General features: G+C 64.0%; 14 protein-coding genes. 5 read left to right on the forward strand and 9 right to left on the reverse strand.

All coding sequences use genetic code 11. The features are described 5' to 3' along the window. Positions 1–4 precede the first annotated feature (4 nt). Positions 5–952, forward strand: a complete 948-nt coding sequence (locus H0S73_RS18705) for an acetamidase/formamidase family protein (RefSeq protein ID WP_181053565.1) — start codon at positions 5–7, stop codon at positions 950–952. Here the strand turns inward: H0S73_RS18705 and H0S73_RS18710 are convergent. Then, positions 949–2,202, reverse strand: coding sequence for a DUF763 domain-containing protein (locus tag H0S73_RS18710; protein ID WP_181053566.1), 1,254 nt, complete (start codon positions 2,200–2,202; stop codon positions 949–951). The two genes, H0S73_RS18705 and H0S73_RS18710, sit on opposite strands and share 4 nt — an antisense overlap. Before the next feature lie 84 nt (positions 2,203–2,286). Next, positions 2,287–3,801 carry a DEAD/DEAH box helicase gene (locus tag H0S73_RS18715; RefSeq protein WP_181053567.1) on the reverse strand — a complete coding sequence of 505 codons (1,515 nt, stop codon included), beginning with the start codon at positions 3,799–3,801 and terminating at the stop codon, positions 2,287–2,289. Positions 3,802–4,088: 287 nt separating this feature from the next. Here H0S73_RS18715 and H0S73_RS18720 point away from each other — a divergent pair, with 287 nt between their 5' ends. From H0S73_RS18720 to glpK, 3 genes are read left to right on the forward strand one after another with little or no spacing between them, the layout of a single operon-like run. Beyond that, positions 4,089–5,324 (forward strand): MFS transporter, encoded by a 1,236-nt coding sequence (locus tag H0S73_RS18720; protein WP_181053568.1) that lies wholly within the window; start codon positions 4,089–4,091, stop codon positions 5,322–5,324. Positions 5,325–5,378: 54 nt separating this feature from the next. Next, positions 5,379–6,899 (forward strand): glycerol-3-phosphate dehydrogenase, encoded by a 1,521-nt coding sequence (locus tag H0S73_RS18725; protein WP_181053569.1) that lies wholly within the window; start codon positions 5,379–5,381, stop codon positions 6,897–6,899. A gap of 14 nt (positions 6,900–6,913) precedes the next feature. Further along, on the forward strand, positions 6,914–8,410 hold the full coding sequence (gene glpK, locus H0S73_RS18730; RefSeq protein ID WP_181053570.1) for a glycerol kinase GlpK: 1,497 nt from the start codon (positions 6,914–6,916) through the stop codon (positions 8,408–8,410). A gap of 150 nt (positions 8,411–8,560) precedes the next feature. On the opposite strand, the gene H0S73_RS18735 is transcribed toward glpK, so the two are convergent. After that, positions 8,561–8,986, reverse strand: coding sequence for an HIT family protein (locus H0S73_RS18735; protein WP_181053571.1), 426 nt, complete (start codon positions 8,984–8,986; stop codon positions 8,561–8,563). Positions 8,987–9,399: 413 nt separating this feature from the next. On the opposite strand from H0S73_RS18735, the gene H0S73_RS18740 reads away from it, so the two are divergent. Then, positions 9,400–9,591: a con-10 family general stress protein gene (locus H0S73_RS18740; protein ID WP_009494027.1), complete on the forward strand. Its 192-nt coding sequence runs from the start codon at positions 9,400–9,402 to the stop codon at positions 9,589–9,591. Positions 9,592–9,613: 22 nt separating this feature from the next. On the opposite strand, the gene H0S73_RS18745 is transcribed toward H0S73_RS18740, so the two are convergent. The 6 genes from H0S73_RS18745 to H0S73_RS18770 all read right to left on the reverse strand — a co-directional run bounded on the left by H0S73_RS18745 (position 9,614) and on the right by H0S73_RS18770 (position 14,829). Further along, entirely contained in the window at positions 9,614–10,576 is a 963-nt protein-coding gene (locus H0S73_RS18745) for a DMT family transporter (RefSeq protein ID WP_343058410.1), read from the reverse strand. A 328-nt stretch (positions 10,577–10,904) separates the two neighbouring features. Further along, positions 10,905–11,453 carry a hypothetical protein gene (locus H0S73_RS18750; protein WP_181053572.1) on the reverse strand — a complete coding sequence of 183 codons (549 nt, stop codon included), beginning with the start codon at positions 11,451–11,453 and terminating at the stop codon, positions 10,905–10,907. A gap of 11 nt (positions 11,454–11,464) precedes the next feature. Beyond that, entirely contained in the window at positions 11,465–11,701 is a 237-nt protein-coding gene (locus H0S73_RS18755; RefSeq protein ID WP_181053573.1) for a hypothetical protein, read from the reverse strand. A gap of 362 nt (positions 11,702–12,063) precedes the next feature. Further along, entirely contained in the window at positions 12,064–12,798 is a 735-nt protein-coding gene (locus H0S73_RS18760; RefSeq protein ID WP_181053574.1) for a PRC-barrel domain-containing protein, read from the reverse strand. 404 nt (positions 12,799–13,202) lie between these two features. Beyond that, positions 13,203–13,718, reverse strand: a complete 516-nt coding sequence (locus tag H0S73_RS18765) for a hypothetical protein (protein WP_181053575.1) — start codon at positions 13,716–13,718, stop codon at positions 13,203–13,205. 304 nt (positions 13,719–14,022) lie between these two features. Further along, positions 14,023–14,829, reverse strand: a complete 807-nt coding sequence (locus H0S73_RS18770) for a response regulator (RefSeq protein WP_009494033.1) — start codon at positions 14,827–14,829, stop codon at positions 14,023–14,025. Positions 14,830–14,899: the final 70 nt, after the last annotated feature.

Here is a 14,899-nt window from a genome sequence, read left to right on the forward strand (position 1 = left end):
TTTCGTGGCCGATTACCGGATTGATGCTTCCCCGGAGACCATTCACTGGGGTTATTTCGACGCGAACCTGAAATCTCTGCTGACGGTCGATTCCGGCGACACGGTCACGATCTCGACCGTATCGGGCGGACCGGAGGCGATGCCGAAGGAGCCCTTCGCGGTCCCGCAGGCGCTGACGGATATCCATGCGGCCCACAAGCCGAAGCTGCCGGGCCATATCTGCACCGGCCCGGTTGCCGTCCGGGGCGCTAAGGCCGGTCAGGTTCTCGAAGTCCGCATCAAGGACATCGCGCTGCATTACGACTGGGGCTTCACCTATTCGGCCCCGCAGAAAGGCGCCCTGCCGGACGATTTCGACGAGATGCACTTCATGACCATCCCGCTCGACCGGGAGCGGATGACGGGTCGGCTGCCCTGGGGCCTGGAGCTGCCCCTGAAGCCCTTCTTCGGGGTGATGGCGGTGGCGCCGCCCGCCGCCTGGGGCAGCGTGAACACCCTGCCGCCGCGCCGCAACGGCGGCAATCTCGACAACAAGGAGCTTGTGGCCGGCACGATTCTCTACCTGCCGGTCCATCACGAAGGCGCCCTCTTCTCCGTCGGCGACGGACACGGAGTCCAGGGCGACGGCGAGGTCTGCGTCACGGCCATCGAGACCGGCCTGATCGGCACCTTCGAGCTGCACCTGCGCGATGATATGCATCTGACCTGGCCCATGGCCGAGACGCCGACGCATGTGATGACCATGGCGTTCGATCCGGATCTCGACGATTGCGTCGTCATCGCGCTGCGCAGCATGATCGACCTGATCGTCGCCCGCACCGAAATCACCAAGGCGGAGGCCTATGCCCTGTGCAGCCTCGCGGCCGACCTGCGCATCACGCAGGTCGTCAACGGCAACAAGGGCGTCCACGTGATGCTCGACAAGAGCCTTCTTCAGAAAGCCCGGCGCTAAGCCGTTTCGTCCGGCGGCGGCTCGTCTCCGAAGATGGAGCGGCCGCCGTAGGAATGCGACTTGGCTCGCTCCTGGCGGATGTGCTCCTCCACCGTCGGGCCCGTGGCGTGGCGTTCGAGCGCGCGCGCCTGATCGTCGAGCCGCTTCAAGGCGAAAAGCTCCTCCTGCTGCCCGAGCTTCGCCTTCTGGACGGCTGATTTCAGCACGCGGATGGTCTCGTCATAGACCTTCACCGGCACCGGATAGGGGTGCCGGTCCTTGCCGCCATGGGCGAAGGAAAAGCGGGCCGGGTCGCTGAAGCGGCAGGGCGTGCCATGGACCACTTCCGCCACCAAGGCGAGAGCCTGCACGGTTCGCGGACCGACGCCCGGCGTCATCAGCAGGTCCGGGAAATCCGCCGGTCCCCGGTCGGCGGCCGCCGCGAGGGTCCCGTGCAGCCGCCGCAGCACCACGTCCTTGGCGCGCACATCGTGGTGCTCCGGCATCACGAGGTGCGGCAGCAGGGGCTGAAGGCTGGGCGAAGGTGGAGCTTCCGCCTCACGTTCTTCGAGCGCAAGGAATTTGCGGGCAATGTTGTCCGGCCCCAGGCTATCCAGGATCGCGATCTGCGCCTTCCGCGAGGCTTCCGCCCGCCGGTCGGTGAGGTTGACGATGGTGCCCTGCCCTTTACCGTCGATGGCCGAATGCGGCTCGTCGACGAAACTTTCGAGATCTTCCGACAGCCAGTGATAGCGGCGCGCCTGCCGGCTCGCATCGTTCATCCCCTGCTGGACCACGGCCCACTTGCCGTCATCCGTGACGATGAAGCCGTGGAGATAGAGGTCGAACCCGTCCTGGATCGCCGCGCTGTCGACCTTCGCCACCAATCGGCTGGCATCGGCCAGGGCCGCCCCATCGAAGCCGACGCGGCCGCCGATGGCGATCAGCTCATGAGGCGTCTGCCGTGAGTGCTTTCCCCGTCCGCCGCAGACATGGATCCCGAGTTCCTTCGACAGGGGTGCAAGCCCGCGCTTCAGGGCCCCGATGACGCTGGTGGTGATTCCGGAGGAGTGCCAATCCATCCCCATCACGGCCCCGAACGACTGGAACCAGAACGGATGGGCGAGCCGGCGCAGCAGCTCGTCGCGGCCATAGTGATGCACGATGGCCTCGCTCATCACGCCGCCGAGGCGCGTCATCCGATCGGCCAGCCATTTCGGCACATGGCCGCTATGGAGCGGCAGATCGGCGCTTCCGGCCCGTTTGGCCATCAGGTGATGTCTCCATGGAGGTTGGATGAGGCTGCTGGTTTACGAAAAAAGGCGCCCGAAGGCGCCTTTTCCGATGAGTGTGCCTTACCGGCGGCGGGGGCTCTTTTCGAGCCAGGCCACCTGGGCGCCATCCCCGCGGCGACCGTCCTGACGGCCCGAAGCAGGCTTTCCCTGAGCAGCGGGGCGCTGGCCCTGCGGGGCACGCTGTGCCTGCGCGGGACGCTGTCCCTGGGCCGGGCGCGGGGCCTGTGCGGACCTCTGCTGGTTCCCGGCCGGTTGGCCGCCCTGCGGCTGGGCGTTGCCGCCCGGCTTGCCGCCGCGACCGCGACGGCGCTTGGGGCCGCGCTCGGCGTTCGGATCGGCGTTGCGCGGCTGGCCGTGGCCCTGGTGCCCGCGGGCATGGGGAGCCGGACGACCGCGCTGCGGCTCGCGACGCTCGCCAGCCTCGGACGCGGGAGGAGCGGCGGGCAGTCCCTCGGGGAGAGGCATGACCGGAACCTTGAGGCGCGTCAGCTTCTCGATGTCCTTCAGGTAGGCCTTCTCCTCGTCGTTGCAGAACGAGATCGCAAGGCCGGTCGCACCGGCGCGGGCCGTGCGGCCGATGCGGTGGACATAGGATTCCGGCACGTTCGGCAGGTCGTAGTTGATGACGTGCGTCACGCCCTCGACGTCGATGCCGCGCGCGGCGATGTCGGTCGCCACGAGCACCCGGCAGGAGCCGTCACGAAAGCCCGCAAGGGCGCGCTCGCGCTGCGGCTGGGACTTGTTGCCGTGAATCGCAGCCCCGGCGATGCCGGCCTTGTCGAGGCCGCGCACCACCTTGTCCGCGCCGTGCTTGGTGCGGGTGAAGACGAGGACGCGGTCGATGGACGGGTCGCGCAGGAGCGTTTCGAGCAGGACCTGCTTGCGGTTCGTCTGAACGAAGATCACGCTCTGCTCGACGCGCTCGGCGGTGGTCGCCACCGGGGTGACGGCCACGTGGGCCGGATCGCGCAGGAAGGAATCGGCCAGCGTCGAGATCGTCTTCGGCATGGTGGCCGAGAAGAACAGGCTCTGGCGATCCTTCGGCAGCAGGGTCACGATGCGCTTCAACGCATGGATGAAGCCGAGGTCGAGCATCTGGTCGGCCTCGTCGAGGACGAGGATCTCGATGTCGCGCAGGGACAGGGCCCGGCGGTCCACGAGGTCGATCAGGCGGCCGGGCGTGGCGACGAGCACGTCGACGCCCTGCGCCAGCGCCTTCTCCTGGCGGGAGATGGTGACGCCGCCGAACACCACCTCGGTGGAAAGGCGCAGGTTGCGGCCGTAGGCCTTGAAGCTGTCGGCGATCTGGCCGGACAGCTCGCGGGTCGGGCTGAGCACGAGGACGCGCGGGCTCTTCGGCTTGCGCGGCTTCGGATTCGCGTCCAGGCGATGCAGGATCGGCAGCGCGAAGGCGGCCGTCTTGCCGGTGCCGGTCTGGGCGATGCCGCAGACGTCGCGGCCTTCCATGGCATAGGGAATGGTCTGGGCCTGGATCGGCGTGGGCTTCTCGTAGCCTTCGGCAGACAGGGCCTTCAGGATCGGCTGGGCCAATCCGAAATCGGTAAAGAGGGTCAAAGTGTATCTTTCGAACGGATGCGGTGAGCCGCAAAGCAGGTTCGGCTTAAAGCACAAGGCGCTTCAGGGCTCTTGAGGCGAGAGCCCGCGTGATGGGGCCGTCGTATGGTTGAGCGATTGAAGAAGGGGACCGGGGTCTTCGCCGTTTCGCGATTATCCGTCACGCAGTCCCGCTCAAGCGTCTCGATGGTCGAGCGCCGTCGCCTGATGTGCATATGGAGGTTTATGACCTATCCGTCAACCTCAAGGGCTGACATCGGCATCCCAACGGGCTTAAGAATAGATCCATGTCCGCCCCCGCCCGCATGCCCTGGGCCTTCGTTTCCGCTCTCTCGCTGAATGTGCTGATCTCCTACGGCACGATTTTCTATGCCTTCGCCCTGTTCGTCGATCCGATGAGCCGGGAACTCGGCTGGGGCAAGTCGGAAATGATGGCCGCCTATTCCCTTGCCTTGGGAACCTCGGCCTTCTGCGCCGTGCCCGTGGGACGGCTCATCGACCTCGGCTACGGCCGCGCGGTGATGACGGGCGGCTCCCTTCTCGCCGGGCTCCTTCTGGTGTTCTGGTCCTGGGTCGGGAGCTACGCCGCCTTCGTGCTGATCTGGATCGCCATGGGGATCACCATGAGCACGGTGTTCTACGAGCCGGGCTTCGCGGTCCTGACCCGCAGGCTCGGCTTCATGGCCCGCCGGGGGATCACCTTCATGACCCTGGTGGGAGGCTTTGCCAGCACGGTCTTCATCCCGCTCACGCATGTGCTGATCGAGCACCTGGGCTGGCGAAGCGCGCTCCTGGTCCTGGCCGGCTTCAACATCTTCATCTGCGCGGCCCTGCATGCGCTCATGATCCCGAGCGCGCCTCCGAAAAAGCTGCTCCATTCCGAAGGCGGACCGAGCCATCCTCGCCCGGCGAATGCCCGATGGGTTCTCCGGCGCGCCTCCTTCTGGTGCTTCGTCGCCTCCTCCGTTCTGCAGGGGGTGATTGCCGCAGGCCTGCCGATCCACCTGATTCCGCTTCTCGTCGAGAAGGGGTTTACGCTGGAGATGGCCGTGTTCGCTTTCTCCCTGATCGGGCCGGCCCAGGTGGCGGGACGGTTCGGCATGGCGTTCGGGGAGCGCGCCTTCGGCATGAAGGGCCTCGGCGTCATCGTGCTGACCCTGGGGGCCCTCGCCTTCGCCATCCTCCCCTTCACCCCGGCGGGCTTCTGGCTGGTCGTGGTCTTCGCCGTGCTCTTTGGGGCCTCGAACGGGATGATGACCATCGTGCGCGCCCTGCTCCCGTCGGAGCTGTTCGGCCGCGAGAGCTACGGCACGGTTCAGGGGATGATCGCCATGCCCGTCCGCCTCACGACGGCGGCGGCCCCGTTCATTTTTGGGGCTCTCTGGGCCTGGTGGGGCGGTTATACGGCCGTCATCGCTCTCTGCTTAGGGATGTCCCTTCTCGCGCTCGGTTTCTTCGTGCTTGTGCTGGTGTTTCAAAAGGCTCATGAAAAGCCGGAGAATTCACTTGCCTTAGACGGCTAAAGAACTCATTTGCTGAGCAGTAGAATGGCTTGGTTCTGAAGAAAGACGCGTTTCGTGACCACAGTGACTGATCTTCTGATTGTAGGCGGCGGCATCAACGGCGCGGGCATCGCGCGCGATGCTGTGGGCCGGGGCCTTTCGGTCGTGCTCTGCGAGCAGGGCGATCTGGCCGGCTACACCTCCTCCGCATCGACGAAGCTGATCCATGGCGGCCTGCGCTACCTGGAATATTACGAGTTCCGGCTGGTGCGCGAGGCGCTCTTCGAACGCGAGCGCCTGCTCAACTCCGCGCCCCACATCATCTGGCCCCTGCGCTTCATCCTGCCGCACGAGAAGGGGATCCGCCCGGCCTGGTTCGTGCGCCTCGGCCTGTTCATGTACGACCATCTCGCGCCGCGCAAGAAGCTGCCGGGAACGGAAGGGATCAAGCTCACCCGCCACCCGGCTGGCCAGGCGCTGAAGCCCGGCTTCGACACGGCCTTCGTCTATTCCGACTGCTGGGTCGAGGACAGCCGCATGGTGGCCCTCAACGCCATCGACGCCTTCGAGAAGGGCGCCGACATCCGGGTCCGCACCAAGCTCGTCTCCGCACGCCGAGACGGCGACACATGGGTGGCCACCCTGCAGAACGTGACGACCGGCGAATCCCAGGAGGTGCGGGCGAAGGTCATCGTCAATGCGGGCGGTCCTTTCGTGGCCGACGTCCTCAACGCCAAGCTCGGGCTCAACACCACCAAGAGCGTGCGCCTGGTGAAGGGCAGCCACATCGTGGTGCCGAAGCTCTTCGACACCAAGGAAGCCTTCATTCTCCAGAACACGGACAAGCGGATCGTCTTCGCGATCCCCTATCAGGAGAAGTTCACCCTGATCGGCACCACGGACATCCCGGTCGAGTCGGTGCCCGACAAGAAGGTCGAGATCAGCCAGGACGAGATCCAGTATCTCTGCAACGTCGTGAACCACTTCTTCAAGAAGCAGGTCACGCCCGCCGACGTGGTCTGGACCTATTCCGGCGTGCGCCCGCTCTTCGACGACGGATCGAGCAACGCCTCCGCGGTCACGCGCGACTATGTGTTCGACCTGGACGCACCGCAGGGCGGGGCGCCGGTCCTGTCGATCTTCGGCGGCAAGATCACCACCTTCCGCAAGCTCGCCGAGCATGCCCTCGAGGAGCTGAAGCCTTTCTTCCCCAACATGAAGCCGGCCTGGACGGAAGACGCCAAGATGCCGGGCGGAGACATGCCGGATGCGGATTTCGACCGCTTCTTCGCCACCGTGCGCCAGCGCTGGCCCTTCCTGCCCGAGCCCCTCGCCCATCGCCTGGCCCGCGCCTACGGCACCAGGATGGAAGAGCTCCTCGGCTCGGCGAAATCCATGGCCGATCTCGGCGAGGATTTCGGCGCGGGGCTGACGGCGGCGGAAGTCGATTATCTGGTGCGCCGTGAATGGGCGCGCACGGCCGAGGATATCCTCTGGCGGCGCTCCAAGCTCGGGCTGCATGTGCCGGTTGACGCTGCGGCCAAGATCGATGCCTATTTGGCCAAGAAGAACGCCGCGTCCGTCGCAGCGCAATGACATTGGGGAAGGACATGGCTCAGTACGTCGGCGCCATCGACCAGGGTACGACCAGCTCGCGCTTCATCGTGTTCGACAAGGCCGGAGCGATCGTCTCCGTCGGACAGAAGGAGCACGAGCAGATCTATCCCGCAGCCGGCCATGTGGAGCACGATCCGCTGGAGATCTGGCGGAACACCCAGGAGGTGATCCGGCAGGCATTGGAGAAGAAGGGCCTGAAGCCCCAGGACCTCGCGGCCATCGGCATCACCAACCAGCGGGAAACGACGCTGATCTGGGACCGCCGCACCGGCAAGCCCCTTCACAATGCCCTGGTCTGGCAGGATACCCGCGTCGATTCCATCGTGGAGGAATTCGCGCAGGACGGCGGTTACGATCGCCTGCGCGAAAAGACCGGCCTGCCGCTGGCGAGCTATTTCTCCGGGCTCAAGCTGCGCTGGCTGCTCGACAACGTGCCGGGCGCCCGGGACAAGGCGGCCGCCGGCGACGTGCTGTTCGGCAACATCGACACCTGGCTGGTCTGGAACCTGACGGGCGGCGTCGACGGGGGCTGCCACATCACCGATGTGACCAATGCCAGCCGCACCCAGCTCATGAACCTCAAGAGCCTGGACTGGGACGAGGAGATCCTGAACCTCTTCGACATCCCGAAGGCCTGCCTGCCGCAAATCCGCTCATCGAGCGAGGTCTACGGCGAGGCGACCGGCAGCCTCGCGGGCGTTCCCATCGCGGGCATTCTCGGCGACCAGCAGGCGGCCCTCGTGGGACAGGCCTGCTTCCAGCAGGGCGAGGCCAAGAACACCTACGGCACCGGCTGTTTCATGCTCATGAACACCGGGGAGACCCCCTATCCCTCGAAATGCGGCCTGCTCACCACCGTCGGTTACCGTTTCGGCCAGGGGAAGACCGTCTATGCCCTGGAAGGGTCGATCGCGATCGCCGGCGCCCTCGTGCAATGGCTGCGCGACAATCTAGGGCTGATCCGGGACAGCACCGAGATCGAGACCCTGGCCCGCGGGGTCGAGGACAATGGCGGCGTGACCATCGTGCCGGCCTTCTCGGGCCTCTACGCGCCGCACTGGAACGCCCATGCGCGCGGATTGGTCGGCGGCCTGACGCGCTTCGCCAACAAGGGCCACATCGCCCGCGCGGCGCTCGAGGCTACGGCCTTCCAGACCCGCGAGGTGCTGGACGCCATGACCAAGGACACTGGGATCGCCGTCAAGGAGCTGCGCACGGACGGCGGCATGGTCGTGAACGAGCTCCTGATGCAGTTCCAGGCCGATATCCTGAACGTGCCCGTGGTGCGCCCGAAGGTGATCGAGACGACGGCTCTCGGCGCCGCCTACGCGGCCGGGCTGGCCACGGGCTTTTGGAGCGGAACGGACGAGCTGGTGCGGAACTGGGCGGTCGACCGGCGCTGGACGCCGGACATGGCCTCGTCCCGCCGCGAGCAGCTCAACGCCGTCTGGGACAAGGCCATCGCCCGCTCCCTCGACTGGGCGGAGTGAGCCTGGGGCTGCCCTCCCTCCACGTCATAGCCGGCCTCGTGCCGGCCATCTCGATCAGAAGAGCGCGGCGCCGCAGGCTCTCGGGATCACCGGCACGAGGCCGGTGACGACGTGAAACAGGCCCCTTGCGCCGCAGCGATCCTCATCTGATCACGCCGCCGGCAGCGCCGCCCGGATCTTCGCGGCTAAATCCGCCAGGATTTCGGGCTTCTCCATCTGGCCCGAATGGGGCTTCAGGGCCACGCCCTCGAAGCGGGGAAGCACATGGAAGTGGATGTGGAAGACCACCTGCCCGCCTGCGCTCTCGTTGAATTGCTGGATCGTCAGGCCATCGGCCGCCAACGCCGCCTTCGCGGCCTTTCCGACGATCTGGACCGCCTTGGCGAGTTCCGCCAGATCGTCCGGCTCAACGTCGAACAGGTTGCGGGCCTTGGCCTTCGGGATCACCAGGACATGCCCGTCCCCACGCGGCATCACGTCCATGAAGGCCAGGATCCGGTCCGTCTCGTAGACCTTATGGCACGGAAGCTCCCCACGTAGGATCTTCGCGAACACATTGCTGTCGTCGTAGGTCATCCTGTCCTCTCTGCCTGCACGGATTTGTCCAAGGTGCTCGTCGAAGAGCGCCTGCGACAAGCCTTTTATCGCGGTCGGGAAGGATAATCATCTCTCGCGAAAACCGGGCGCCCTTCCCGACGAACTCCTCGGCGGTCTTCACCGAGCATCAACTACATACCTCTGTGGTTGAGATATTCGCAAATAGAACACAGTCCAGCGGCGGGTATCGAGGTAAGTACCTCCTCGGTTCTTATTCCCACGGACAAGTTGTTGCCACGTTTAGTTCGCGGAAATTGCCAAGTCTAAGCCTAACAATTCATGAGAGCTGAATATTTTCTGAAAATTTTTGCAAAGGTTGGCCCCAACCAACCGGAACCATCGAATCCCCTTGCGGTTGAAGAAGCACGGACACCATTGATAAGGAGGCATAAATGGCAGGTGGTTCGACCTCGAAGCGTGGCTTCGCGTCGATGGATTCTGACCGGCAGCGTGAAATCGCAAGCAAAGGCGGCAAGAGCGTTCCAGCCGAGAAGCGTTCCTTTTCCCAGGATCGGGAACTCGCTTCGGAAGCCGGCCGTAAGGGCGGTCAGGCCTCGGGCAACACCCGCGGCAATCAGGAATAATATATTTCTGATCCACATCGGTTTAGGGGCCGCTCGACGGCCCCTTTACTTTTGCTATCACCTTCGGAGAACTTGCGGCACCTGACCCGGGCAGGTCTGTCTTCCCAGTTTTGCGTTCCGACAGGGACAGGGCCGTGGCAGCGAGCATGATCCCCATGCCGACGGCCTCGGCCCAGCCGAACGGCTCGTGCGCGTAGGCGACGCCGACCGCGACGGCGATGATCGGACTGACGAAGGCATAGAGCCCCGCCCGGAACGCTCCCCAATCACGCACGAGGCCGAGATAGATCCAGAAGGCGATCAGCGATCCACCCAGCACCAGGGTGGTCAGGCCGAAGATGGCCCTCGCGTCCGCAAGCCCGGCGAAATGGGCCGGATCGTACCCTTCGATGACCAAGGAGACAGGCACGAGGGCGATTCCGCCGATCAGACTCTGCCAGAAGGCGAGCACCAGGGGCGGCAGGGACAGGGTCAGTGGCCGGCTGATCACCGAGCCCCAGGCATAGGACACGGTCGCGATGGCGACCGCGACGAGGCCAAGAACGGACGCAGTGCCCTCGCCAACAGCGCCCGTGCGGCTGGAGAACAGGAGTACGAGCCCCAGGATCCCGAGCCCTATCGCTGCGACGCGACGCTGCGTGATCCGTTCCTGTCCGTAAAGACGCCCGATCATGACTAGGAAGATGGGCATCAGCGACAGGTTGACGATCGCCGACAGCCCGCTCGGCGCTCTCGCGACGCCCCAGAACAGAAAGCCGTAGCAACCTGTGGTGATGAGCAGAGAGGCTGCGGCGATGCGGCCAAACCGGCCAGCGCGCAACGACAGGCCTTGTGCCATGGCGACCGCAAGGAAGCAGGGGGCGGCCAGCAGAAAGCGCATCGCCGCGAGGAAGATCGGAGGAACGACCTCCGAGGCCACCTTCATCGGCAGCCACGTCAATCCCCAGATGAGCGCCATCAGGGCAAAAGCTGCAACGCGGCTCACGCTGAAGGCCCGACAGCAGTCATTCCGTGCCCCTGAAGTCTTTAGAGCATCGTACGGACCCGAACGATGCTCTGATCTATGGACGAAGCATCGGATCGAAGCCCAAAAGTACAAGTCCGTTTTGGATCCGGTGCCGTCGTGACGATACCGCATATGGTGACATCTGGAGGAAGGGCTGAACAGCCGGGCAACCCAGGATTTCACAGGCAAGAAATGCGCATCAACCCGGCAAGGCGCTGGAAGACTTTTCGGTGAAGTGGATCCGGCTCACCGTCAAAAATGCGCCAAAGCAAACAAGAGAGGCGATTCCACGTCAGCGGAGACAGCTCTAGTTCCGGAAGTTGAACTCCGCCTTGTCCATCATGGATTCCACGAGAACTTCCTCGGTCGGGCCATATCCCATCAAAGCCCTGAATTCGGGCAGGCTCGGGCGCTCGAAAACGAGCGTCCCGAGGTCCATCTGGCGCACGATTTCCCCGGCGAGGGACACCATGAAATCGCGCGATGCGATCTCCAGCAACGCGGCCGCCTCCTGGGCGACATCCGAAGCGCCGCCCCGCGATGAGCCAATCAGCGTCAGCAGGCAGTACTCGTCCATGCTCCCATGCCGGGAGCCGACGGGGCGATACAGGAACGGCTTTCCCCGTTGGCGTGTCATCGAGAAGGCGAGCAGCAGGGCATCCGAGACGATGGCCTTGGCCGTCTCCGGCCGCGTGAAGGCTGCCAGCCCCTGCTCCGGTCCATCGAGAAGCGCCAGATCGTATTGATCCTCGAGACTGCTCAGCGACCGGAACACGTCGATTACCGGAACCATGCTCGGATGGAGCAGGAAGGCGACCGATCCGGGAGTTGCAGAAGAGGCGAATGCTTCAACCATCAAGACTTACCTTAGATACGCGGACTCGTTGCCGTCGGCATCACATGGGGCAACGCGGGAACCAGAAGATGCCGCCGCAGCAGCAGGGGGCAGGTCACCTCGTCCTGCGCGTGCATCGGGATGATGCCGCTGAGCATGGAGGCCACAGAGGGCCGATCCCTCGGAGGGGAGCTCGATGCGAGCCGCGAAAACTCATCCGGCAGCTCCTCCTGGCACAGCACCGCGTCCAGTTCATTCGTGGCAGTCATTATCGTTTCCTCCGCTGAGCGCATCTTTAGGAGTGGAGCATCCGATGGGCGCCGAAAGTGCAAAACCACTTTGGGACCGATGCTCATGCGCTCGAAACGGCAACGTATGCGCCTATTCCCAGTTCCTTGTGCGGCAAGAAGTCCAGCACATCCGGACGCCGGGAAGCTGAAGACCGTCAGGAACCCGGTCGTGCCCGCGATGTTCGGACGTCAACGGTTCGATTGCCCCTTGGGCCGGCACCTTCAAGGCGCAGCTCACCCGGCTGCGCCGTTTGTTTTGGCCGAGTTGCCCTGCTCGGCTCAAAGCAGAACGGCGCCTGGGTTTCCCCAGACGCCGTTCTTTGCAGAAACCGACTCTGCGCTTACTGCTTCGGAGCCGTCGTGGTGCTCGTGGTTCCGGACGTTCCGGTCGCGCCGGTAGTCGAGCGGTTGGCGTTGTTGCCGTTCTTGTCGAACGTCGGAGCGGCTTGAAGTTCGGCCTTCGTCATCCGGAGAACGACGCGCTCGGGCTCGTTCTGGTCATTCGAGGACGTGGTTGCGGCCGTATTGGTCGAAGCGGCGGAACCCGTGCCGGTTGCGGCGGTGTTGCCGGTCGCCGTCGAGCCCGTGGTGCTCACGTTCTTGTTGCTGCTGTCCAGGGCCTGAGCCTGCTGGGCACTCATGAACTCGAGCGCATTGAACGGAACGGCCACATTCTTCTCGCCGATGCCGAGGAAGCCGCCCACACCGACGACCGCGGCCATGACCTGACCGTTGCGATCCAGGATCACGTCATTGACGTCGCCAATGGATTCGTTGTTGGCGCTGACCACGCGAGTTCCGATCAGATCGGAGGCCATGATCTGGTTGGACTGCATCTGGGTCATGAACTGACCGGCCGAGGCGCTGCTCTGGCCCATCGAGGTCGAGGACTGGCCCATGGTGGACGAGCCGGACGTACCGGGCTGCATGGCCGACGAACCGGTGCCTGTCGTGCCGGAACCCGTCGCGGCCGGACGGTCGGTCGGAGCCGACGGGGAGGTCGAGGTCTGCGCAAGGGCGGGTGCAGCCGCGAAAGCCGTCACGACGAGACAAGCTGCCATATGCTTCTTCAGCATTGCGTTATTCTCCTGAAGTTTCTTGAAAATCGCGTTGTGCACCGAGGTGCTCTGGGGTGTAACGCGCAGCGAGAGCGACCGTTCCCAATATTACGGCCTATCAAACTAATGTTATCTGAGCAGTCAAAATCTACATTTCGATATTAATACTTGTTCATTCCCAATTCGACTTCTTCAACACTGCCCATTCCGGTATCAGCGACACTCCATACGCCGATATAAGCAACTCGATTTGGGAAAGGGTTGTTCCAGCGCCGTCGGGATTGGTCGAAAAGATTTCGGCGAGCCCCCTCAAACGGCGCTGGGCTCAGAGACCGAAGTCTTGGAGCGCCGTCGGGGCTTGCCGAGCACGCGCGGGGCCAAGCACGGATCTCCCCGTGCCGCGGTGCGTCATGTCCGAAAAGTCAGGACAGGGATTGTTCGAGCAATGCCAGGCAGAGGCTCGGCATCCGGTTGGTGCTTGCCTTGGCGAGGGGGCTGACATCGCCGAGGCAGCCGACCGGGTTGCGGCTCTTGGGTTTCTGCTCCTGAGGCGTATCGTTGCCTTCCTGACGGCGTACCGGGTGTTGCGCGACGGACCCTCGCGTCTCGTCCTTCACTGTTACGACAGGAAGGTCCGTATCCCGCGCGAAGGTCGTGATCCCGGTACGCGGATCGGACTTGTAGAGCACCTTGCCATTCTGATCCCGCAGGATCACGGCCGCGTTGGACACGCCAACCAGTTCGACGATCGAGACGGCAGCCGGCTGGCTCGCCGGGACCGGCGCGGCGATGCGATCGCCTTTCGCCAGAACACCCCCGGAGAGAGCCAAGGCTTCCGATTGAACCAGAGGGGGCATGTTGAAGGACGCGGGGGCGAAGCTTCCGGCCACGAAGAAAGCCCCAGCCAATCCGACCAAAGCCACAGGTGTGCGGAACATCCCTATCTCCCCTGCTATCCCAGCTCAACAATTCGAAAAAATAACGCGACCATAACTTTGATGTTCCTGTCTCGGATCGAAGGAGTGAAGAATAAAAAGGAGGGAAAAAGCTGGGAACCTTTGTTTTCGATAGGGCGTTCTTTAAGCACCGGCCTCCTGGTCCTCCCCGCATTCCCCTTGTGCATTGGCCGGCACCTTAGACGGGCTTTTGAGCCCGTCTTTTTTTGTGCCCAATACGATCATCATAAAAGAAAAGCCCGGCCAGAGGCCGGGCTAATACTTGGTACTCCAGTGAGCCTTGGTATTAAGCCGTTGCGGCACGAGGCTCGCGACGCCGGGCACTCTGCTGGAAGAACAGGGCTTGGCTGATGACGGCCGACACGTTCGCGGGCTGGAACGGCTTGGCGATCAGGAAGGCCGGTTCGGGCCGCTCGCCGGTCAGGAATCGCTCGGGATAGGCCGTGATGAAGATCACAGGCACCTCGAAGGCCTTCAGGAGATCATTGACCGCATCGAGGCCCGAGCTGCCGTCCGCCAGCTGGATATCCGCCAGGATCAGGCCCGGCTGCTTGGCCGAGGCGAGCTTGACGGCTTCCGTCCGCGTGCGGGCGACGCCCGTCACGTTGTGGCCGAGGCCCTCGACCAGGGCTTCGAGATCCATGGCGATGAGCGGCTCGTCCTCGATGATGAGAATGTCCGTGGCCATGTCGGCCGCAAGCTCCCGGCCCGCCTCGTCGACGAGATCACGAACGGTTTTCGTGTCTACGTCGAGGATCTGGCCGACCTCTTCCTCTCCGAAGCCTTCGAGACAGGACAGGAGGAACGCCTGACGGGGAAGCGGGGTGATCTGTCCGAGGCGGACTTCCGCCGGCAGATCGCGCTGAATCTGCTCGCTGCGTCCATTCACCGAGAGAGAATTCCAGATACGTGTGAAGACCTGGAAAAGCTCGACCTTCACGTTCCCGGAAGGACCGATGGTCTCGGGCTCGCTGACGAGGGTTTCCAAGGTAGCGGCCACATAGGCGTCTCCAGCCATCTGGCTGCCAGTGAGAGCGCGTGCGTAGCGGCGAAGATATGGTAAGTGCTGGACGACAAGCTGCGCTGTCGACATTCGCTTCCCCTTAACTGTGCTTTTGACTCGTTGTACCGACGGTCCATTCAACGTGGCAAAGCTGCAAAAG

This window comes from Microvirga mediterraneensis (assembly GCF_013520865.1).
GTDB lineage: Bacteria > Pseudomonadota > Alphaproteobacteria > Rhizobiales > Beijerinckiaceae > Microvirga > Microvirga mediterraneensis.

What these genes read in the sequence shown, in the direction of transcription:
- H0S73_RS18710 (WP_181053566.1), bottom strand. Translation starts at nt 2,202, where the DNA reads ATGGCCAAACGGGCCGGAAGCGCCGATCTGCCGCTCCATAGCGGCCAT.
- H0S73_RS18720 (WP_181053568.1), top strand. Translation starts at nt 4,089, where the DNA reads ATGTCCGCCCCCGCCCGCATGCCCTGGGCCTTCGTTTCCGCTCTCTCG.
- glpK (WP_181053570.1), top strand. Translation starts at nt 6,914, where the DNA reads ATGGCTCAGTACGTCGGCGCCATCGACCAGGGTACGACCAGCTCGCGC.
- H0S73_RS18735 (WP_181053571.1), bottom strand. Translation starts at nt 8,986, where the DNA reads ATGACCTACGACGACAGCAATGTGTTCGCGAAGATCCTACGTGGGGAG.
- H0S73_RS18740 (WP_009494027.1), top strand. Translation starts at nt 9,400, where the DNA reads ATGGCAGGTGGTTCGACCTCGAAGCGTGGCTTCGCGTCGATGGATTCT.
- H0S73_RS18750 (WP_181053572.1), bottom strand. Translation starts at nt 11,453, where the DNA reads ATGGTTGAAGCATTCGCCTCTTCTGCAACTCCCGGATCGGTCGCCTTC.
- H0S73_RS18755 (WP_181053573.1), bottom strand. Translation starts at nt 11,701, where the DNA reads ATGACTGCCACGAATGAACTGGACGCGGTGCTGTGCCAGGAGGAGCTG.
- H0S73_RS18760 (WP_181053574.1), bottom strand. Translation starts at nt 12,798, where the DNA reads ATGCTGAAGAAGCATATGGCAGCTTGTCTCGTCGTGACGGCTTTCGCG.
- H0S73_RS18765 (WP_181053575.1), bottom strand. Translation starts at nt 13,718, where the DNA reads ATGTTCCGCACACCTGTGGCTTTGGTCGGATTGGCTGGGGCTTTCTTC.
- H0S73_RS18770 (WP_009494033.1), bottom strand. Translation starts at nt 14,829, where the DNA reads ATGTCGACAGCGCAGCTTGTCGTCCAGCACTTACCATATCTTCGCCGC.